This window comes from Pseudomonas sp. Eth.TT006, assembly GCF_054456575.1.
The window spans coordinates 187,467-205,383 of record NZ_JBTJEN010000008.1; the positions used below are offsets into that span (position 1 = coordinate 187,467).

16 protein-coding genes are annotated in these 17,917 nt (G+C 54.6%); 6 read left to right on the forward strand and 10 right to left on the reverse strand.

Annotated features, from left to right (window positions below):
* The first annotated feature begins 72 nt into the window (after positions 1 to 72).
* From ACXR0M_RS15085 to ACXR0M_RS15110, 6 genes are all read left to right on the forward strand, one after another.
* Positions 73 to 726 carry an ABC transporter ATP-binding protein gene (locus tag ACXR0M_RS15085; RefSeq protein WP_458832599.1) on the forward strand — a complete coding sequence of 218 codons (654 nt, stop codon included), beginning with the start codon at positions 73 to 75 and terminating at the stop codon, positions 724 to 726.
* Complete coding sequence (locus tag ACXR0M_RS15090; protein WP_458832600.1) at positions 723 to 3,194, forward strand: ABC transporter permease; 2,472 nt, start codon at positions 723 to 725, stop codon at positions 3,192 to 3,194. The genes ACXR0M_RS15085 and ACXR0M_RS15090 overlap by 4 nt, the downstream gene beginning before the upstream one ends.
* Positions 3,184 to 4,254, forward strand: coding sequence for a lipocalin-like domain-containing protein (locus tag ACXR0M_RS15095; RefSeq protein ID WP_458832601.1), 1,071 nt, complete (start codon positions 3,184 to 3,186; stop codon positions 4,252 to 4,254). Before ACXR0M_RS15090 ends, ACXR0M_RS15095 begins: the two co-directional genes overlap by 11 nt.
* Positions 4,255 to 4,417: 163 nt before the next feature.
* The gene (locus ACXR0M_RS15100) at positions 4,418 to 4,660 is read left to right on the forward strand and encodes a hypothetical protein (RefSeq protein ID WP_458832602.1); all 243 of its coding nucleotides are present in this window, start codon (positions 4,418 to 4,420) and stop codon (positions 4,658 to 4,660) included.
* 10 nt (positions 4,661 to 4,670) lie between these two features.
* The gene (locus ACXR0M_RS15105; protein ID WP_458832603.1) at positions 4,671 to 4,853 is read left to right on the forward strand and encodes a hypothetical protein; all 183 of its coding nucleotides are present in this window, start codon (positions 4,671 to 4,673) and stop codon (positions 4,851 to 4,853) included.
* 84 nt (positions 4,854 to 4,937) lie between these two features.
* The gene (locus ACXR0M_RS15110; protein ID WP_458832604.1) at positions 4,938 to 5,522 is read left to right on the forward strand and encodes a hypothetical protein; all 585 of its coding nucleotides are present in this window, start codon (positions 4,938 to 4,940) and stop codon (positions 5,520 to 5,522) included.
* A 329-nt stretch (positions 5,523 to 5,851) separates the two neighbouring features.
* On the opposite strand, the gene ACXR0M_RS15115 is transcribed toward ACXR0M_RS15110, so the two are convergent.
* The 10 genes from ACXR0M_RS15115 to ACXR0M_RS15160 all read right to left on the reverse strand — a co-directional run bounded on the left by ACXR0M_RS15115 (position 5,852) and on the right by ACXR0M_RS15160 (position 17,898).
* The gene (locus ACXR0M_RS15115; protein WP_458832605.1) at positions 5,852 to 6,658 is read right to left on the reverse strand and encodes a glycosyltransferase family 2 protein; all 807 of its coding nucleotides are present in this window, start codon (positions 6,656 to 6,658) and stop codon (positions 5,852 to 5,854) included.
* Between the two features lie 119 nt (positions 6,659 to 6,777).
* Positions 6,778 to 7,275, reverse strand: coding sequence for a hypothetical protein (locus ACXR0M_RS15120; RefSeq protein WP_458832606.1), 498 nt, complete (start codon positions 7,273 to 7,275; stop codon positions 6,778 to 6,780).
* Positions 7,276 to 7,349: 74 nt separating this feature from the next.
* Complete coding sequence (locus ACXR0M_RS15125; RefSeq protein WP_458832607.1) at positions 7,350 to 7,907, reverse strand: hypothetical protein; 558 nt, start codon at positions 7,905 to 7,907, stop codon at positions 7,350 to 7,352.
* Between the two features lie 140 nt (positions 7,908 to 8,047).
* A complete protein-coding gene (locus ACXR0M_RS15130) occupies positions 8,048 to 8,464 on the reverse strand; it encodes a hypothetical protein (RefSeq protein ID WP_458832608.1) in 417 nt (138 codons plus the stop codon).
* A gap of 79 nt (positions 8,465 to 8,543) precedes the next feature.
* Positions 8,544 to 8,900 (reverse strand): hypothetical protein, encoded by a 357-nt coding sequence (locus tag ACXR0M_RS15135; protein ID WP_458832609.1) that lies wholly within the window; start codon positions 8,898 to 8,900, stop codon positions 8,544 to 8,546.
* A gap of 91 nt (positions 8,901 to 8,991) precedes the next feature.
* Positions 8,992 to 9,462, reverse strand: a complete 471-nt coding sequence (locus tag ACXR0M_RS15140) for a hypothetical protein (protein WP_458832610.1) — start codon at positions 9,460 to 9,462, stop codon at positions 8,992 to 8,994.
* Positions 9,463 to 10,129: 667 nt separating this feature from the next.
* Positions 10,130 to 10,462 carry a hypothetical protein gene (locus tag ACXR0M_RS15145; RefSeq protein ID WP_458832611.1) on the reverse strand — a complete coding sequence of 111 codons (333 nt, stop codon included), beginning with the start codon at positions 10,460 to 10,462 and terminating at the stop codon, positions 10,130 to 10,132.
* Positions 10,463 to 10,464: 2 nt separating this feature from the next.
* Entirely contained in the window at positions 10,465 to 15,132 is a 4,668-nt protein-coding gene (locus ACXR0M_RS15150) for an RHS repeat-associated core domain-containing protein (RefSeq protein ID WP_458832612.1), read from the reverse strand.
* Positions 15,132 to 15,869, reverse strand: a complete 738-nt coding sequence (locus ACXR0M_RS15155; protein ID WP_458832613.1) for a DUF4123 domain-containing protein — start codon at positions 15,867 to 15,869, stop codon at positions 15,132 to 15,134. Before ACXR0M_RS15155 ends, ACXR0M_RS15150 begins: the two co-directional genes overlap by 1 nt.
* Positions 15,859 to 17,898, reverse strand: a complete 2,040-nt coding sequence (locus tag ACXR0M_RS15160; RefSeq protein ID WP_458832614.1) for a type VI secretion system Vgr family protein — start codon at positions 17,896 to 17,898, stop codon at positions 15,859 to 15,861. Before ACXR0M_RS15160 ends, ACXR0M_RS15155 begins: the two co-directional genes overlap by 11 nt.
* Positions 17,899 to 17,917: the final 19 nt, after the last annotated feature.

Genomic DNA, 17,917 nt, shown 5'->3' on the forward strand with positions numbered 1-17,917 from the left:
GTGTGAACACCTCTGATCCACCCCAACCACTTTCCGCTATCCTTGCCCGACACTGACCCGGCGGATGGCGGCATGCTTCAGGTTCAAGGCGTTTGCAAAAGTTACCTCACCCCGCAAGGCCCGTTACCGGTGCTGCAAGGCGTCGACCTGAGCCTGGAACCCGGCAGCAGTCTGGCGCTGATGGGCGAATCCGGCAGTGGCAAAAGCACGCTGCTGCACTTGATCGCCGGCCTCGACAAGGTTGATCGCGGCAGCATCCGCAGCGGCGAGCATCGCCTGGAAAGCATGAACGAAGCGCAACTGGCCGACTGGCGCCGCACCGAGATCGGGCTGGTGTTCCAGCAGTTCAACCTGATCGGCAGCCTGCGAATCGAGGACAATCTGGCGTTTCAAGCACGTCTGGCCGGACGCCATGACCCGCGCTGGCAGGCGCATCTGGTGCAGCGTCTGGGGCTGGGCGAGTTGCTCAAGCGCTATCCCGAACAACTTTCTGGTGGTCAGCAGCAACGGGTCGCGCTGGCCCGGGCCCTGGCGTCACGGCCGAAACTGTTGTTGGCCGACGAACCCACCGGCAGCCTCGACGAAGCCACTAGCGACGAAGTGCTGCGTCTGTTGCTGGAACTGCTCGACGACACGCCGACCACGCTGCTGATGGTCACGCACAGCCCGCGGGTTGCTGCCCGACTGGCGCAGCGGGTGGTGTTGTCCAACGGCCGTCTGACGTGAACGTCTTCTGGCAAACCCTGCGCGCACTGCTCAGCCATTGGCGGCGGCATCCGGTACAGTTTTTCAGTGTGCTGACCGGATTGTGGCTGGCGACCAGTCTGCTCACCGGGGTCGAGGCGCTGAACAGTCAGGCCCGCGACAGTTATGCTCGGGCCAGCCAGATGATTGGCGGCGAACCGCAGGCCAGTCTCGCCACGCCCAGCGGTGCGTTATTCACCCAGCAGTGGTTTGTCGATCTGCGCCGCGACGGCTGGCCGGTTTCGCCAGTGTTGCAGGGGCGGCTGCTGCTCAAGGATCACGACAACCAGCGTCTGCAATTGATCGGCATCGAACCGGTGTCGCTGCCAGCGGATTCCGCCGTGGCCGGGCAGGCGCTGCCGATCGAGCGCATCGTCGAATTCTTCTCGCCGCCGGGCAGCACGTGGATTTCCCCGGAGACCTTGCAGGCACTGAACCTCCGCGAAGGCGCCACGCCGCAGACGCTCAAGGGTCAGACCTTGCCGCCATTGCGCGCGCAAAAGGACATGGCGCCCGGCGTGTTGCTGGTGGACATCGGTGTCGCGCAAACCCTGCTCGAACAACCCGGGCAACTGTCGCGGCTGTTATTGCCGAAGGATTTTCACGCCGAGCTGCCGGCCGCCTTCAAAGGGCAACTGCAGCTGAAAAGCAGCGCCGAGGAAAACAATCTGGCGCGTCTGACCGAGAGCTTCCATCTGAATCTCGATGCATTGGGCTTTCTCTCGTTTGTGGTCGGGCTGTTCATCGTTCACGCGGCCATTGGCCTGGCGCTGGAGCAGCGCCGTGGGTTGTTGCGCACCCTGCGTGCCTGTGGGGTGAGTGCGCGGATGTTGATCGCCAGCCTGATCGTCGAACTGGGTGTGCTGGCGCTGGTCGGCGGGGTGTTCGGGGTTGTCAGCGGCTACTGGCTGGCCAGTGTGTTGCTGCCGGATGTCGCCGCCAGCCTGCGCGGACTGTACGGCGCGGAAGTGGCGGGGCAGTTGCGCCTGAGTCCGTGGTGGTGGTTCAGCGGCATCGGTTTGAGCCTGTTCGGCGCGTTACTCGCCGGCGCCAACAGTTTGTTGCGCGCGGCGCGTTTACCATTGCTGGCGGTGGCGGATCCGCAGGCCTGGCATCAGCAGCATGCGCGCTGGTTGCTGCGCCAGGGCTGGCTGGCGGCGCTGTTGGCGGCGCTGGCGCTGCTGGCATTGGTTTGGGGCGACAGCCTCGGCAGCGGATTTGCGTTGATGGCCGGGCTGTTGCTCGGCGCCGCGCTGGCGTTGCCGGTGGTGCTCAGCGCGGTGCTCAATCAACTGCTCGGGCGTAGTCGCTCGGTGCTCGGCCAGTGGTTTCTCGCCGATTGTCGCCAGCAATTGCCGGCGTTGAGTCTGGCGCTGATGGCGCTGCTATTGGCGCTGGCGGCGAACATCGGCGCCGGCAGCATGACCGCCGGTTTTCGCCAGACCTTCAACGACTGGCTCGAACAACGCCTGAGCGCCGAACTCTACGTCAACCCGGTCAATCCGGCGCAATCGCGGGAGCTTTACAGTTGGCTCAAGCAGCAACCGCAGGTCAGCGCAGTGCTGCCCAACTGGCAGGTGGCGGTGACCCTGCAAGGCTGGCCGGCAGACGTGTTCGGCACGATTGATCATCCATATTACCGCCAGCACTGGCCGTTGCTCGAAGCGATGGCCGGGGATCCGTGGGCGCGGCTGGCCAACGATGATGCGGTGATGCTCAGCGAACAACTGGCGCGACGGCTGAAGGTGCGCGCGGGTGATCATCTGAATTTGCCGACCCCGGGCGGGACGTGGTCACCGCGTATCGTCGGGATCTACGCCGATTATGGCAATCCCAGAGGGCACGTGCTGGTCAACAGCAACCATCTGCTGCGCCTGTGGCCGTCATTGACGCCGAACCGATTCAACCTGCGCATCGCCCCATCGGACATCCCGCAATTTGTGTCGGCGCTGCAAACCCGTTTCCAGATCGATGACAGTCGTATCGTCGATCAGGCGCGGCTCAAGGGTTGGTCGGTGCAAGTGTTCGAACGTACGTTCGCCGCCACCGCCGCGTTGAACAGCCTGACCCTGGCGGTGGCGGGTGTGGCGCTGTTTATCAGTCTGCTGACCCAGAGCCAGAGCCGCCTCGGACAACTGGCTCCACTGTGGGCCTTGGGCGTGACGCGCCGCCAGTTGATGCTGCTCAACCTCGGCCAGACCTGGCTGCTGGCGGTGCTGACGCTAGTGCTGGCATTGCCGCTGGGGATCGCGCTGGCGTGGTGTCTGGATGCGGTGATCAATGTGCAGGCGTTCGGCTGGCGTTTGCCGTTGCGGATCTTTCCGCTGCAATTGCTGCAACTGATGGGGCTGGCGCTGATGGCGACCTTGCTCGCCTCCGCGTGGCCGCTGTATTCGCTGTACCGCACGCAACCGGCGGATCTGCTGAGGACCTTTGCCCATGAGGATTAACCGGTTTGCGGCGGTGTGTCTGGCGTTGCTGCTGATTGGCTGTGAGCAATCGACGCCTGAACAGAAAGGCTTCGCCGGGCTCGGCGATCAGGCGGCGCAATTCACGCCCGTGGTGCCGGGGCGGGTGTTCAGTTTTCCGGCGGATCATGGCGCCCATGATGGATTTCGTATCGAGTGGTGGTACGTCACCGCCAATCTCAAGGATGCGCAGGGCAATGATTTCGGCGTGCAGTGGACGCTGTTTCGCAGTGCGCTGAAGCCTGCGGCAGAGCAAGCGGGCTGGAGCAATCAGACAATCTGGCTCGGGCATGCGGCAGTCACTTCGGCCACCACGCACCATGCCGCCGAACGGTATGCCCGGGGCGGCGTGGGGCAGGCCGGGGTGACGGCGGTGCCGTTCGAGGCGTGGATCGATGATTGGCGCTTCGCCAGTCAGGCGTCCGAGCCGTTGAGCGACATGCAACTCAGTGCTCGCGATCCATCGTTTGCCTATCAACTGCACCTCAGCTCCAGCCGGCCGCTGGTGTTGCAGGGCGAGCAGGGTTTCAGCCAGAAATCCGAGCAGGGCCAGGCCTCGTACTACTACAGCCAGCCGTTTTTTCAGGCCAGCGGCACCCTGCAGATCGATGGCCAGACTTACACGGTCAGCGGCCCGGCCTGGCTCGATCGCGAATGGAGCAGCCAGCCGCTGACCGCCAACCAGACCGGCTGGGACTGGTTCTCCCTGCACCTCGACAGCGGCGAACACGTCATGCTTTACCGCATGCGCCAGAAGGACGGCGCGCCTTACCTCACCGGCACCTGGATCGCCGCCGACGGTCAGACGCAAACCCTGCGCAGCGAGCAGATCAAACTGATCCCACAGGACAGCGCGAAAGTCGCCGGGCGCGAAATGCCGGTGCGCTGGACCATCAGCATTCCCGACAAACAGCTGGGCATCAGCCTGTCGGCCTTGAACCCCAATGCCTGGATGAACCTGCGCATTCCCTATTGGGAAGGCCCAGTGCGTATCAGCGGCAGCCAGGGCGGGCGCGGATATCTGGAAATGACCGGGTATTGAGAATTACCCCTGTAGGAGCTGCCGAAGGCTGCGATCTTTTGATCTTGTTTTTTTGAAGATCAAGATCAAAAGATCGCAGCCTTCGGCAGCTCCTACAGGGGATTGGGTGGAACTCCGGCTTCTTGCGTGGCCTCTACACCGTATTACTCGCGGAGGATTGGCCATGAGCGACGACCTGCAACCCCCAGACCTGACCACCTGGCAACGCCTGTTCGACGACCAGACCTACTGGCAGCAATCCCCCGACGCTCACTACTTCGATCTGCAGCGCATTGCCGACGACCTGCTCGGCCAAGGTGCGATCGATCTGGAGCAGTGGCAGATCCTTCGTGCCAAGGCCGACGACCTGCACAAGGATTCGCCCGCCATCAACGTCGCCCGTGAACTGGACGACCCCGAAGCCTGAGGAGCCCGCCATGACATCCGTATCCACCAGCGAACACCCTGACGAACCCCGGCCACCGGGAGAAACCGAACGCGACAACGACGCCCTGCGCCCGAGCGACCCGAAACAGCGCAAGGACAGCGGCAAAGGCACCGCCAGTGGCGAATCCACTGCCCAAGAGACTGCCGCGCCGCAAACCAAAGCCAAGCCCTGAACAGCGTCTATGCTCAGTGACACATCCGGTGCCAACACAGGTTGGCGCCGGTTGCTCTCATTGATTACAGGGAAGGTATCGCTTATGAAACTTCACGTTCTGGCCAAAGCCATCACCCTCGCCACCGTACTGTCGGCCACCAGCTTCGGCGCGTGGGCTGCGGATATTCCGCTGTCGGCCAGCATCGAGGCTGACAAGGTCACCACCAAAGTCCTCGCTGTCGATGCCGCCAACCATCAAGTGGTGCTGGAGGGGGCTGAAGGTCGTCAGGTGCATATTCAACTCAGCGACAAGGCGAAAAACCTTGCCAACCTGCAGGTCGGTGATCTGGTAAAAATCGAGGTTCAGCGCTCCGTCGCGGCTTATCTCGACACCGATGTGGATAAAGGTCTGCCTGGCACCGTCGAGCGTAGCGGCGAGCTGCGCAAGGCGCCGGGCAGCGAAAACCCCGGTGGCGAGGCCTATCGGCAGGTTCAGGTACAACTGAAAATCACCAAAATTGATTTGAAGAACCATCAGGTGACCCTGGAAAACCCGGCGGGCCAGTCAAAAGTCCTCGACGTGAAGAAGCCGGAAATCCAAGCGAAGCTCAAAGATCTGAAAGAAGGGCAGAGCGTTATCGTCACTTACACCGATATATTAAAAGTGACCAGCCAGCATGAAAGTTGAGCATTAACTCTACAGGATGATTGTTCTTGTACAGGTTATTGTATGAGAACAATCATCTGAAATCAGTTGTGCCGAATACTGAAAGTTTGATGAAAGGGTTTCGTCGATAAATATCTGTTAACTTTCTCGTACATTAAATTTACTTAATGAGTGACGACATATCCGCCAACTTCTATTAAAATCCTTCGCGTTCGCCCAGTGTCAGGGCTCTTTACCGGTGCATGGATTGCCAGGCCATTACACTGGGCGAACACCTCTTCTGAGTGGATGTATACAATTTCAGAAAAAAAGGGCGACTTGAAAAAGTCGCCCTTTTTTGTATGCGCAATTCAAGCCGATGCCTGATTCTGAAAACGTTTGAGCGTCGCTTCGTACATTCGGGTGCGGCGATGGTTTTTGCCGTAGGTGCCGGCCGCTGCAACGGTGCCTGCCTGGATGTGATCCAGATAGCGGAAAATTTTGCGCGGCGCCAACAGCTTGATGCCGTAGCCCAACGCGCTCATGCGATCCTGCAGGGTATAACCGGGTACCCGGTCATCCATGCAAAAGTGCAGTTCGTGCGACTTCATCAACTTCGCATTCCACAACGTGCAGAAACTTTTCAGATGCGTTTCCAGATAAGGTTTCGGCTCTTTGCTGCGCAAACCCAACGAGATTTTCGCCCGGCGAACATAGTGTTTGCAAAAGCGCGAAGTTAATCGCCAGGTATCTCTCAACATCCCCCGATTAATCTGCTCGACACAGCCGACAGCGGCAATATCCGCAGTCCTGGTGCACTCGCCCAGCATCATCGCGAAGACTTCCTTGTCGTAGACAAAGGTGTCGGTGTGCAGCAAAAACAGATAATCGGTATCAACTTTCGCCAACGCCAGATCCAGCGCCTTGCCATGGGCAATATGCCCGGCTTCTTTACCGGGAGAGGGACGTTCGATCAGATTGATCCAGTCCAGCGAGCGCAAATAATCCAGGCTGGCATCCGCCGAATCATTGTCCACCACCCAAACCGGGATGCGCTGCGCCTGCACATGCTCGCGCAACAGTTCCAGGCACATCCGGGTGATGTCCGGGGTTTTGTAATTTACCAATACAAGACTGAAATTCGGCTGTGTAACGGCTGGTAAATCAAACTGGCTCATTCGAAAGCTCATCCACGGTTGGTCGGCAACAGGTGTCTGTCGAGCCGGGATGCTAGCGAGGGAAGCTTAGTTGAAGCTTAATTTGGGGTTCAGGGGGTGGGGGAGGCTGCCGGGGCCGGTCAGTTTCTGAAGTAGAGCTCATCCAGCTGGCGCTTGCGTAGCGACAGATACTCTTCCCAGATCTTGGGAAAATCCTCATCTTTGGTCAGCGGGAAGGTCAGATAAATGTGCCTTCCAATCACGCTGATGTATTGCCGTGCACGTTTGAAGGCCGGCTGCTCGTAAACCGCCACGCTCTCATCGTAGGCGTCATGGTGGTGTCGGATGCTCACTCGATGCGGCGCGATCATGCACTGCGCAAAATCGATCACCCAACCGCTATCCATCGTGGTGCTCAGGTAACCGTAAACACCATCGTCGGACAGTTGCATACACGAGTTTGCCTGCGTGCCGTCGTCATCGTTGACCAAAACGATCTGGTCCGCGAAGTATCGGATACTCCTGTCGTCCGAGCCTTGCAGAAGCAAGCTCCAGCCTTCGGCTCCCATACGGAATTCACCGATGTTTTCGAAGGTGGCGGTCCAGCCGTTGGTGAGGGCGATCTGGTGTTTATTCATGGGGTTGGGTTAGTGGCCGGGGGGAGGGGGATTATGTGGTGCTTAAGATCTGGTGGATCTAGAGGCACAAAAAATCAGAGACTGTCTATGTTGGTAGGGCCGCCATCATTAATCAGTTTGCTCATTCGTCGATTATATAGCTCCAGGTTTTGGAAGTTATTTTTGGTTTCGACTGTTTTTTTGAGAAAGGTCATGACAAGGGAGATTTTCTGTTTCTCATGATCAACAGCACTTCGCACAAGGTCAAATCCGTCTGCTGATAGAAATGGATGTTTGTTTTTCAGGTAATAATAGCACCCAATATTTTCGAACAGGTCGTTGGCGTCATTTTCTGTTAATTCAATCGAGTTTAAGTATGCGCTAAATGCATCTTTCAATATTTTTGCTGAGTTGTCTCGTGATTTTAAATAACAGCATAGATTTTGCCAATTTATAACGTGCAACTGAGTTCCCCAGTCAGGATCGCCTGTGAAGTATTGGCCGTTTCCTCTGAAATAGTCGGGAAATTCGTTTCTTTTTAAGGCTGTTTCAAAACTGTTGGTCATTGAGATTTCCCACCAAATCGTCCTAACGAGTGATTTGCCGGCCAAACGTATCGTAGCGATACTGGCATTGGCATCGACCGGCAGCATTCTTCCCCCAGTTGACCAAGGTTGTGCAAGCGAGGGAACCTCGGGAAGGGCAGTTTAAAAATAAAAAGTGGAGATTGCGCAATGGCAAACTAAATTTAGAACAAAAGTGATCTGTTCCCGAATCGATAAGTTTCTGGCTTCTAAAACTTATGTATAGTTATCTCTCCTTCGACTTGATATCCTAAAACAAAGTCGGACAGACCAGCATTCATGATATCTAACCAACTAGCTGGTAGCAATTCAAGGTTTTTAGTGAGTCCTGTCCATTCGGCGCTTTCAAATTTTTGATCATTTTTATTAAATATTTCGTCGTTTTTGATTGAAGCTTTTGAGATGTCTTTTGTACATGTGTTGAACTCAAAGGATGCGCCGTAAATGGTATCATCTTTTGATCTTGTTAAGATTAGGTCAGAGCCTTGGGCATATGCGCTTATATAAGCCTCTGCTGTGTAAAATATTTTTTTCATTTTAAAGCACACGTTGGGAGATTTGTAATAGCTTCGTTTGTGTTGGCTTATCCATCTCAGGGTATATTGGCGGGCGATACGGGCGTTCATTCGTGTTTTTAGAACGTTCGCAAAGGAGCAAGATAGAGAAATATTTTAAGTGTTCTATCGACCGTTCTTGATGATGTGGCTAAAAACTCATGTCTGCTTCGACGTTCTCTTCGAATTCCGAAAGTTTTTTGATGATTTCTACGTCGCCGTAATATTTTTCTTTCAGCTGCTTCAGCTGAAGATCCGTACCTTTACAGTATTTATTGATATCGCTGACAACGTGATCAAGACTTTTCGGAGTTTTTGGATCAGGTTCGGTAATCTCTCCGCGCAACGAATCGCAGTTGCTTCGTTTTTCGACATAAGTGGAGATATCATCAGGAACAGTACTTTCGCTTTCGACCCGGTAGAAATATAGTAAGATCGTCAGGGAGATTAGAAAAAATAGAAACAAATGCCGTTCATTTTTCCGTAATTGCCCAGTGAGATTTGTCATTTTTTTTGCCTGGCAATATCACGCCATAAATCCACGTAGTCATGGAGGTCGCTGTTTATGCCGATTTGGGTTTAGCCTGACCCATGTGTTTTTAAAGCTGCTCGAGATCAAGAGTGCAACCTTTAAGCTTTAATCGCTTGATTTCCTCATCGAATTTGTACTTTGGCAAGTCTTTGTTCTTCAAGTCATACTGTTGCCTAAGTAGGCGAAAGAGCTTTCCTATGTTTTTTTTGCTTTTTTCGTCAAGGCTCTCGACTAGATCGTAATTATTGTTCGATAAAAACGGTATGTTGTTTTTGAGTGTGTAGTAGGCGCTTATATTCGAAAATAACCCTTCGGCGTCTGAGTAATTTTCTTCTAGGTATTTTGCGTAATCCTCAAATATGGCTGTGAGCAAGTTTTGTGCTGCTTTTTGTTTTTTTAAAACGCTACACATTTCCTGCCAGTTGCTGATAAAAAGATGATCTCCCCAGTCGGAGCCTCGAGCAAAATACTGTCCCTTACCTTTAAAGAAGTCAGATATTTCGTGAAGATCTAATGCAGTTTCAAAGGTAGTCTTCATTGAAGCTTTTCCCAGTCATCAAAGTTTTTCAACAACGTTCCAATGTCACTGTTGTGAGTAATGTTTTTCGATTCGATTAGGGCACCCTTTTCTGTGCTACTTTTGGTAGCTCCTCTCGGTACCCAATCATTAGGGTAAGCACCATTCTCACAACCGTTTGGCATCTCGTGGCTAAAGCGTGGATCGTTTAGTAAAGGCAACAAAAGGGGGGCAGATTTATTTTGAGTGCTTCGTGAGGCCATCTTCGGGAATAATAAATCTGTCCCCTCAGATCGTGATCTTTTTGTTTGTGGGCAGGTTAAATAAGTGATTAAGAATGCTCTTCTATTCGTCTTTTATTCAGGTGAAAAGGTAGTCTACTTCTATTATAGGGGGCGGCTCATCACATCGTGCTTTCTTGTCCCAACAGATCCACCCGCCCCATAGGATTAGGCACGTACTGGTAGTTACTCAACTCACCCATAAGTTTAATCGGACCGGCGGAAGAACTTTCCAGTCCCGGATTGTAGTAGCGGTGCCGGTTGTGATGTCAGCAAACCTTATCCAGGATGGCTAGGTTTATGTAAGGTAATGGCGAGGCGAGTGACTGCATTTAATTATCTCGATAATTAATTTCTCTTTGGAGTCGTCTTGTTTTTTTTGTTATGATTGATATCTCATGACGGGGTCAGAAATAAAAAAATAATCCAGTATTTTTTTGTATTGCTGATTCATTAAGCTTTATTATTTTTTTTATCGTTTCACACTTGGTGTTTTTAAACGCCTCTTGGAAGATTTTAAGAGAGGCTTCCAGTTTCGAGATTCCTTGTATCTTTTCGTCTTCGTATTCGTCTATAAATATTCCCAATGTTGAATTTATGTTTTCGATGATGTTTGTCTTTAATAGAGCAGTGAATTCGTCCTCAGAAAGATCGATTTCTTCTAGATCCCCGGGGAGGCATTCATCGAAGTCTAGTCTATTCATTGCCTCCACGGTCAACGGTACCGAAATAGTTTTCATCTCTATGGTTCCTTGTTGAAGTGCGTGACTTCATTGTATTCGCTTTGCGATCTGCCGGTTTGTTTTCCGTTCGGAAGCGTCTTGTTGCTAGGAACAATTCCGTCGAGGTTTAGATATTTACGCTTTCCAGGAAGTGATGGGTCGTACACTCTGAAATAGTTTCCGTTCATATCTTCGACCACTTCTACTCCGTTTTGAGGGTTTTTATATATTCTCTTACCTTTGTCGGTAGTGCTAATTATGGGGTTGTCGCCAGCAAATTTTTCTACCGCATTATTTAAATTCGCTTTCGGCCAGTTTGCGGAATACTGGGCAGCTCTGGCGGCACCTCCCGTCTCAGGCGCTTTTTGATCCCCCTCATTTACCTTGGCTTTTCCTTCAGGTGCCTCAGCACTTTCGCCTGGGATGCATTTATCGCCGCCAGGGCAAGTATTCAGACCAAGCGGATCCACCCACCCCGTAGGGTTAGGCACGTACTGATAGTTGTTCAAACCACCCGCAAGCTTGATCGGGTCCGGCGTCAAAAACCGCCCAGTACTCGGATTGTAGTAGCGGTGCCGGTTGTAATGTAACCCCGTCTCGGTATCGAAGTACTGACCTTGAAAGCGCAGCGGATTATCGATTTCGTTGACGTCCAGCGCTGCGAGATTGCCGTATGCACGGTATTTCGCTGACCACATGATCTCCCCGCTGTAGTCGGTGAGTTCCTGTGGCGTGCCAAGATGATCGAGTTGGTAATAGAACGGCGTAGCCTTGCGCGGGCCTTCGCCATCGAGCATCGCCAGTGGACGGAAGCTCCCGGGCTCGTAGATGTAGCTGCGATAGCGGTTCTCCGCGCTTTCCGCGATCATGCGTTCGCCTTGCCACAGGAATTCGGTGGTTCGACCGTCTACGGTTTTTTCAATGCGGCGGCCGAATGCGTCATATTTGTAAGACGCGGTGCTTCCGCCCGGCAAGCTCACGCCAATGAGGCGGTGCTGGCAGTCGTAACGGTATTCGGTAACGAGTTTCTGACCGGAGCCGCGACGTTCGCGAATTAAATTGCCAAAGGCGTCGTAATCGTAATGACGATCACCCTGCATCAGCAGGCGGTTGCCTTTGACGTTGGCGAGATTTGCCGTGCCTTCGTTGTTCTGGCCGAGCAGGTTGCCCGCCGGGTCATGGGCAAAGCTTTCCGGAGTGGCGCCGCGAACGCTGATCAGGCGATCGAGCGGGTCGTAGTGATAGCTGCGATTGCCTTTGCGGCTGTCGTTTACGCCGCTGAGGTTGCCGTTGGCGTCGTAGTGGTAGCGACGTTGAAAGAGGCTTTTTTCGCGCTGGCCGACACTGTGGGCTTGCAATCGACCCTGTTCGTCGTACTGGTACTGGCTGAGCAAAAGACCTTGCTGACGTTGCTGTTCGCGACCGGCGCTGAACTGGTGGCTGGTCAGGCGTGAGCCGTTTAGATCGATGCTGCTGAGGCGCCCGCCAGGCAGGTGTCGGTAGTCGAGTTTGCTGCCGTCGGGCAGGCGGCAGTGGCTCAATTGGCCGATGCTGTTGTACTCATAACGCGTCGTGCCCCAGCCTTGATGCTCCGCGATCAGACGATCCTGAACGTCGTATTCGTAGGCGAGCGGCCAGTGACCGTCGTCGACGTTAACCAGACGACCCAAGGCGTCGTAGCTGTAGTGAATCTCTTCACCGTCGGGGAGGGTCTTGACGAGCAGGCGGCCGGCGGCATCGCGCTGGTATTCGGTAATGAGTTCGCTGCCGTCGTCGCCGAATTCGGTTTTCTTCAGCAATTGGCTGTTGAGGTCATATTCGTACGCGGTGCGGCGGCCGTCGAAGCCGGTTTCCTGTTGGATCAACCCGTTCGAGTAGTAATCGAGGTGATAATGCTCGCCACGCTCGTTTTCGATTTCGGTAAGCCGTAGCCCGGCATTGTCATATCGATAGCGCAATTGGCTACCGTCGGGATTGATTCGACGGCTTACAAGATGCAGGTTATCGACATATTCGTACCGGGTAATGCGGCCAAGTTCATCCCGCTCGGCAGTGACGCGACCATACGGGTTATAGGTGAATGCGCGAGTCGCGCCACCGGGCAGGGTCACCTGGGTCAGGCGATCAACGGCATCCCACTCGTATTGAGTGATAGCGCCCGTTTCATCCTGGCGGGTAATTTGCCGTCCAAGTGCGTCGTAACGGTATTTGCGTTTCCCACCATCCGGCAACTGCTCTTCAAGCAGTTCGCCAAGTTTGTTCCAGCCTAATTTATGGCGGCTGCCATCCGGATTTAGGATTTCTAAAAGACGACCCTGATCATCGTAATAGTAACGTGTAGAATTTCCGTCGGGATCGATTTGTTGAGTTATGTCGCCTTGTTTGTTTCGAATATATTTCCAAATCGCATCGCCACGACGAACTTCTGACACAAAACCGAGTGTGTAGTCGTAAAGTGTAGGCGTGTCTTCTGGCGGAATAACCGCCTCCAATCGACCCGCGTCGTTATATTGGTACTCCGTAAGTGCGCCTAATGGATTTTTTTCCGCGATTAGGCGACCATTTTCATCGTATACGTTCCTGTGTTCAGCTCCATCCGGTTCGACCTTGCTTATGAGTCTGGCGTGATCGTCGTGAGTATAGATTTCCTCACTGCCATCAGCATTAGTTACAGTGACGCTTCCTTTGTCGTCCCACGTATAGCGGGAGTCCATTTGTGTAAAGTTTGCCCAGTGGTGGACACAACGTGAAGATTTTCCCTCGTTTTCCCATTCCCAGAAAAAGCTCGCGCCACCAGCTAGTTGCCTCTCGAGAATTACGTTCTGGCGATTATAGGAATAAAGTTCACTTTCACCTGCAGCGTTCTTTGCTTCAACGAGATGGCTGTTTTCGTCGTAACGATAAGTGACGAGTGTTTGGATAGTGCTCCAAGCACTTTCCAGGTTATCTGCAGGAGTGAACTGCTGATACTCGACAGATACGATATGCTTTCGATCATATCGAAGGAGCAATGATCGTCCCGCACCGTTATCCAAGCGTTTGATACGCCCGTGAATATCACGAGTAATATGAAGCCGATTTCGGTATCGGTCCGTGATTGCAATGAGCGTTGCGCCTTTATCGTTGTACCTGAAGTGGTAGAACAGCGGGCGCTCACCTGCCTGAGTTAGAACGAGTTCAGATGGATCATCACCAATAAAAACAGCAGCTTTTGCTAGGCTGTTGGTTATAGCCGGTCGTTGATCACTAGGGAGTGGAAAATGAGTAATACGATTTTCATGATCTGTCCAAACAACGCTCTCTTCAGTTACTTGTACTCGCTGCGCGAGCGCATGGCTCCACCCGTAGCCCAGCCCACAATCTATTTCTGCTGCGCTAGTACGATAAAGGCGAGTCCATTCGAATGGAAATATTCCATTTAGCGTCCCGTCGGTAAGCGTTAGCAGTTCCTCCCCTGTAACCATAGATACTGGGCAACCGTTGACACATGTTTCTCTGGTGCAGGCCACGGCTTTGTCGTCGTGGCTCGCTGACTGTTTTGATTTGTCGTCAATATGCTCTGAACTGCTAACTTTGGCATGGTCTTGTCGATCCCAGCCAAGCTTGACCTTACCTTTCTCGTACGTCCCTGCAATCGCTCTTGTAGCAAGTTTCTTATAGTGCTCGATCGCTTCCATAAATTTCTTGACGATGCTGAATATGGATTTTACAAACCCAGAAACAACTTCGATAATTTTTGCGCCATAGTTGACGAGGCGTACGCCGAGATATGCGATGCCCGAGCCTTCGGCTGCAAAAGTTAGGACTATCGCGAGAAGGATATCTATTAGAATCGTTACAATGGCACCGGATACTTGTTCTGCCGTTTTTCCGGATATTACGCTGGGAGGAAGCTGCGAAAGCCATATACCTGATGCCTTCAGAATGAGGAAAAGTGCAGCTTGGTCGCTTGCTAGCAACATCAGCTTTTCCATCGTTGCTGGTGTTTCTTTCGCCAGTCTCAGCAGATCTTTGGCACTTTCTCCTAATTGCGCGGCAAAATTCCCCGGATCCTTCAGAATCTCAAAGACACGCTTGATCCCGTCAAACGCGGCCTTGATTGCCTCCCACCCTCCAATGAATGTTCCCTTCACTTGTGCAAGGTAGGGAGAAGCAAGTGTTTCCTTCGGCCAAAGTGGCCTGTATTTTTTCCACTCTGAGTCGAGCCAGTTATTTAATTGCGCGGTAAATCCGTCGTAAGAGCTAAATAGCTCATTCAACTGGTTTTTTGTTACTGAGCTTTGCACTCGGACGTAGTATTTTTTGCCTGGTACGCCTTTGTAAACACCTTTTCCATCCGCATCGAGAGTGATGGAAGTTGCTGTTCCGCCTTCTTTTGGAGTCACCTCGACCGTGATATTGCCAACGGGAATGTCATTAACGGAGACAAACTTACTTTCGATGAGCAATCTGCCGTCCTTGGGGCATTGTGCGACGGTGGACTCGAACTCATCGTCTTTCACGCTGACAATAGCGCTCGCGCTCCCTAGCTTGATAGATCTGCTCAAGCCAAAAAATGCTGGTCTATCGAGGAATTGAGGGCCTTTATCCAGCCATTCCGCATATTTGCTTTCGGTCAGTTTTCGGTAGTCCTTCAAACTGTCCGGGAAGGAAGAGAGTAGTTCATCAACAAAGGCAACGCGATCCATCAGCCTTGCTCCAGAATCAGGTGGTTTAACAGTGCTTCTTTAAGGTTTTTCGGCGCATCCGGGCGGCGCACGAAACGGCTGACTTTCAGCTTCAGGTTGTTCTCTGGCCACGCGCTGTAGATGTCCGGGCGTTCTTCTTCGAGCCATTGCAGGAGATTGCCAATCAGCGTCGAAGGATTTTCCTTGGTCAAACCATCCAGCAACTCCTTAGGCACCTCCCACCACGGCCAATCCCGCACCTTCGGCAACACCCGTGTCCCAACCTCCAGCGTCTGCCCGTTAATCAGATACCGCTCAAACACCGGCAGCACTTCCCCGGCCTTTTCACCCAGCCCATGCAGAATCGGGTAGATATGCCGCCCATCCCAAAACCGGAAAAACACTTCAGTGCCATCCGGCATTTTCACTTGGGTCAGGCTGCGCAGGTGTTCGAATACGTCGTTCGGTTCGGCGCGGGAGACGGCGAGCCAACCCCAGTCGAGGGCGCCGGTTTCGGCGATCCACGGCAGGAATGCCGAGTTGGGTTTTAGCTCGGTGACGTAGGGCATCACCGGTTGCCAGGTGGCGTAGGGCGTGCCGCCCCAGATCGGCAGGAGCTGGGCGGTGGGTTCGGTCAGGTACAGGGTTTTCAGCGCGTCGGCATCGCTCGCTGCGCTGATAATCAGGTACAGCCGCTCGCCAGTTTGCAACGGCTGTTGCGCCAGCCACTGTTGGGGTGTCAGTCGATCAGATGGCACAGGCACCTGCCTTGCATTTCTCGCACTCTTCACAGAATGGCGCGTTACGTTTGAGGGTGTTGATCTGCGCCGGGGTCAGCACCTGGCCGGCCTTGTCGGCGTCGGCCTGTTTCAGCACGCCGGGCATCAGCGGGGCGGCGCCGGTGCCGCTGCCGGGGCTGCCGCCGGAGTTCATGTTGATCACCGGGCCGCTCATGGTCACGCCGCCGGCGTCGATCTTGATGAAGCTGCCGCCGCCGACCAGGGTCAGCTCGGCGCCGGCTTCCATCACGACTTTCATGCCGCTGCTCAGGTGAATTTCCTGGCCGGCGTCGATGAACTGGCCGGTGCCGATCTTGATGTGCTGGTTGACGCCCACGGTCAGGTGGTCGTTGGCCCGGGCTTCGACTTTGCGGTCGGCGTAGACGGTGTGGTGTTCTTCGGCCTTGAACTCGGTGTAGCTGTTCTGCTCGACGGTGTCGTGGCGTTCGTTGCCGACGCGGATTTTCTGGTCGTGTTCGATGTTCTCGTCCCAGTCGCGCTGGGCGTGCAGGTAGATCTGCTCCTGACCTTTCTTGTCTTCGATGCGCAGTTCGTTGTAACCGCCGCCGCCCATCGAGCTCAGGGTCTTGAAGGTGCTGCGGGTCTTGTTCGCCGGCAGCGCGTAGGGGACGGTGTTTTCCTTGTGGTACAGGCAGCCGCTGATCAGCGGTTGATCGGGGTCGCCTTCAAGGAAAGTGACCAGCACTTCCATGCCGATGCGCGGGATGGCGATGCCGCCGTATTGCGCGCCGGCCCAGGCGCTGGAGACGCGCAGCCAGCAGCTGGTCTTGTCGTCGGCCTGGCCTTCGCGGTCCCAGTGGAACTGCACTTTGACCCGGCCGTATTCGTCGCAGTGGATCTCTTCGCCTTTGGGGCCGGTGACCACGGCGCTCTGGCTGCCGAGGATGCGCGGCTTCGGGTGGCGCAGCGGTGGGCGATTGGGCACGTCCCATGGTGTGGCCTGGAAACGGTTGCGATAGCCCTGATGGAAATCGTCTTTCAGCGCGGTGGTGTCGCTGGTCACCGACTCTTCCAGCACCTGCGGCTGTTTGCCTTCGTGCAGGACTTCCGTCAGCAGCCACAGGTCGTTCCATTTGGCTTTCGGGTGTTCGGTCAGGGCGAGGAAATGACCGCTGACCAGCAGCGGCTGATCACTCTTGCCTTCGGCGAGCTGGAAGTCGCTGCGGTGGCGTTCGAGGGCGCGTTTGGCCAGGTGCTTGCCGCGCTCGCGGTCGATGAAACGGCCTGGGTAGTCGTAGTCTTCGAGGTCGGGCAGGGCGTCGCCGCGGTTTTCGCTTTCCAGCTTCAGGCGCGGTTTTTCGAAGTCGTAGTCGCGACGGGTGGTGCGGCTGGTGCGGGTTTCCAGGCGCAGATCGAAGCGCTTGATCACCGGGTTGCTGGCGACCATGCCGGAGTCTTGCTGATAGGCCACCGGCGCCAGTTTCGGGAACACCGTCTGGTCATCGCCGAACACCAGTTTGTGCGCCGTCGCCGTGTGCTGGAAGTGGTAGTGGATACCTTCTTCCTCGCACAGGCGCTGGATGAAGTGCAGGTCCGACTCATCGTATTGCACGCAGTAGATGCGTTCGGGATTCGAACCTGTCTTGAATTCGTAGGCGTTGCTTTGAATGCCGTGCTCTTCGAGGACCATGCCGATGATTTTCGGCACCGTGAGGTTCTGGAAGATGCGCTGGTTGATGCGGTGCGCCAGGTACGCCAGTTGCGGGCGCAGGGTCACCGAATAGCGCGTCAGGCGCTTGCCGGAATCGCCCTGGGCGGCACGGTAGATCTGGCCGTGAATGCCGCTGCCATCGGGCGACAGCTGCAGGAAGGCCGGTTTGTGCAGCAGGGTTTCGAGATCCAGCGACGGCTGCTCACTGACCAGCTCCACCTCGAACACAAAAGGCTGGCTGATGGCTTCCCGGCCGGTCAGGGTAAACACCTGAAAATCGGCGGAGAGCCCTTCGATGGTCAGGGCAAAGTGGGTTTCATTGGCCGGCGCGAACATCCCTTGTTCCTCGTGCTGT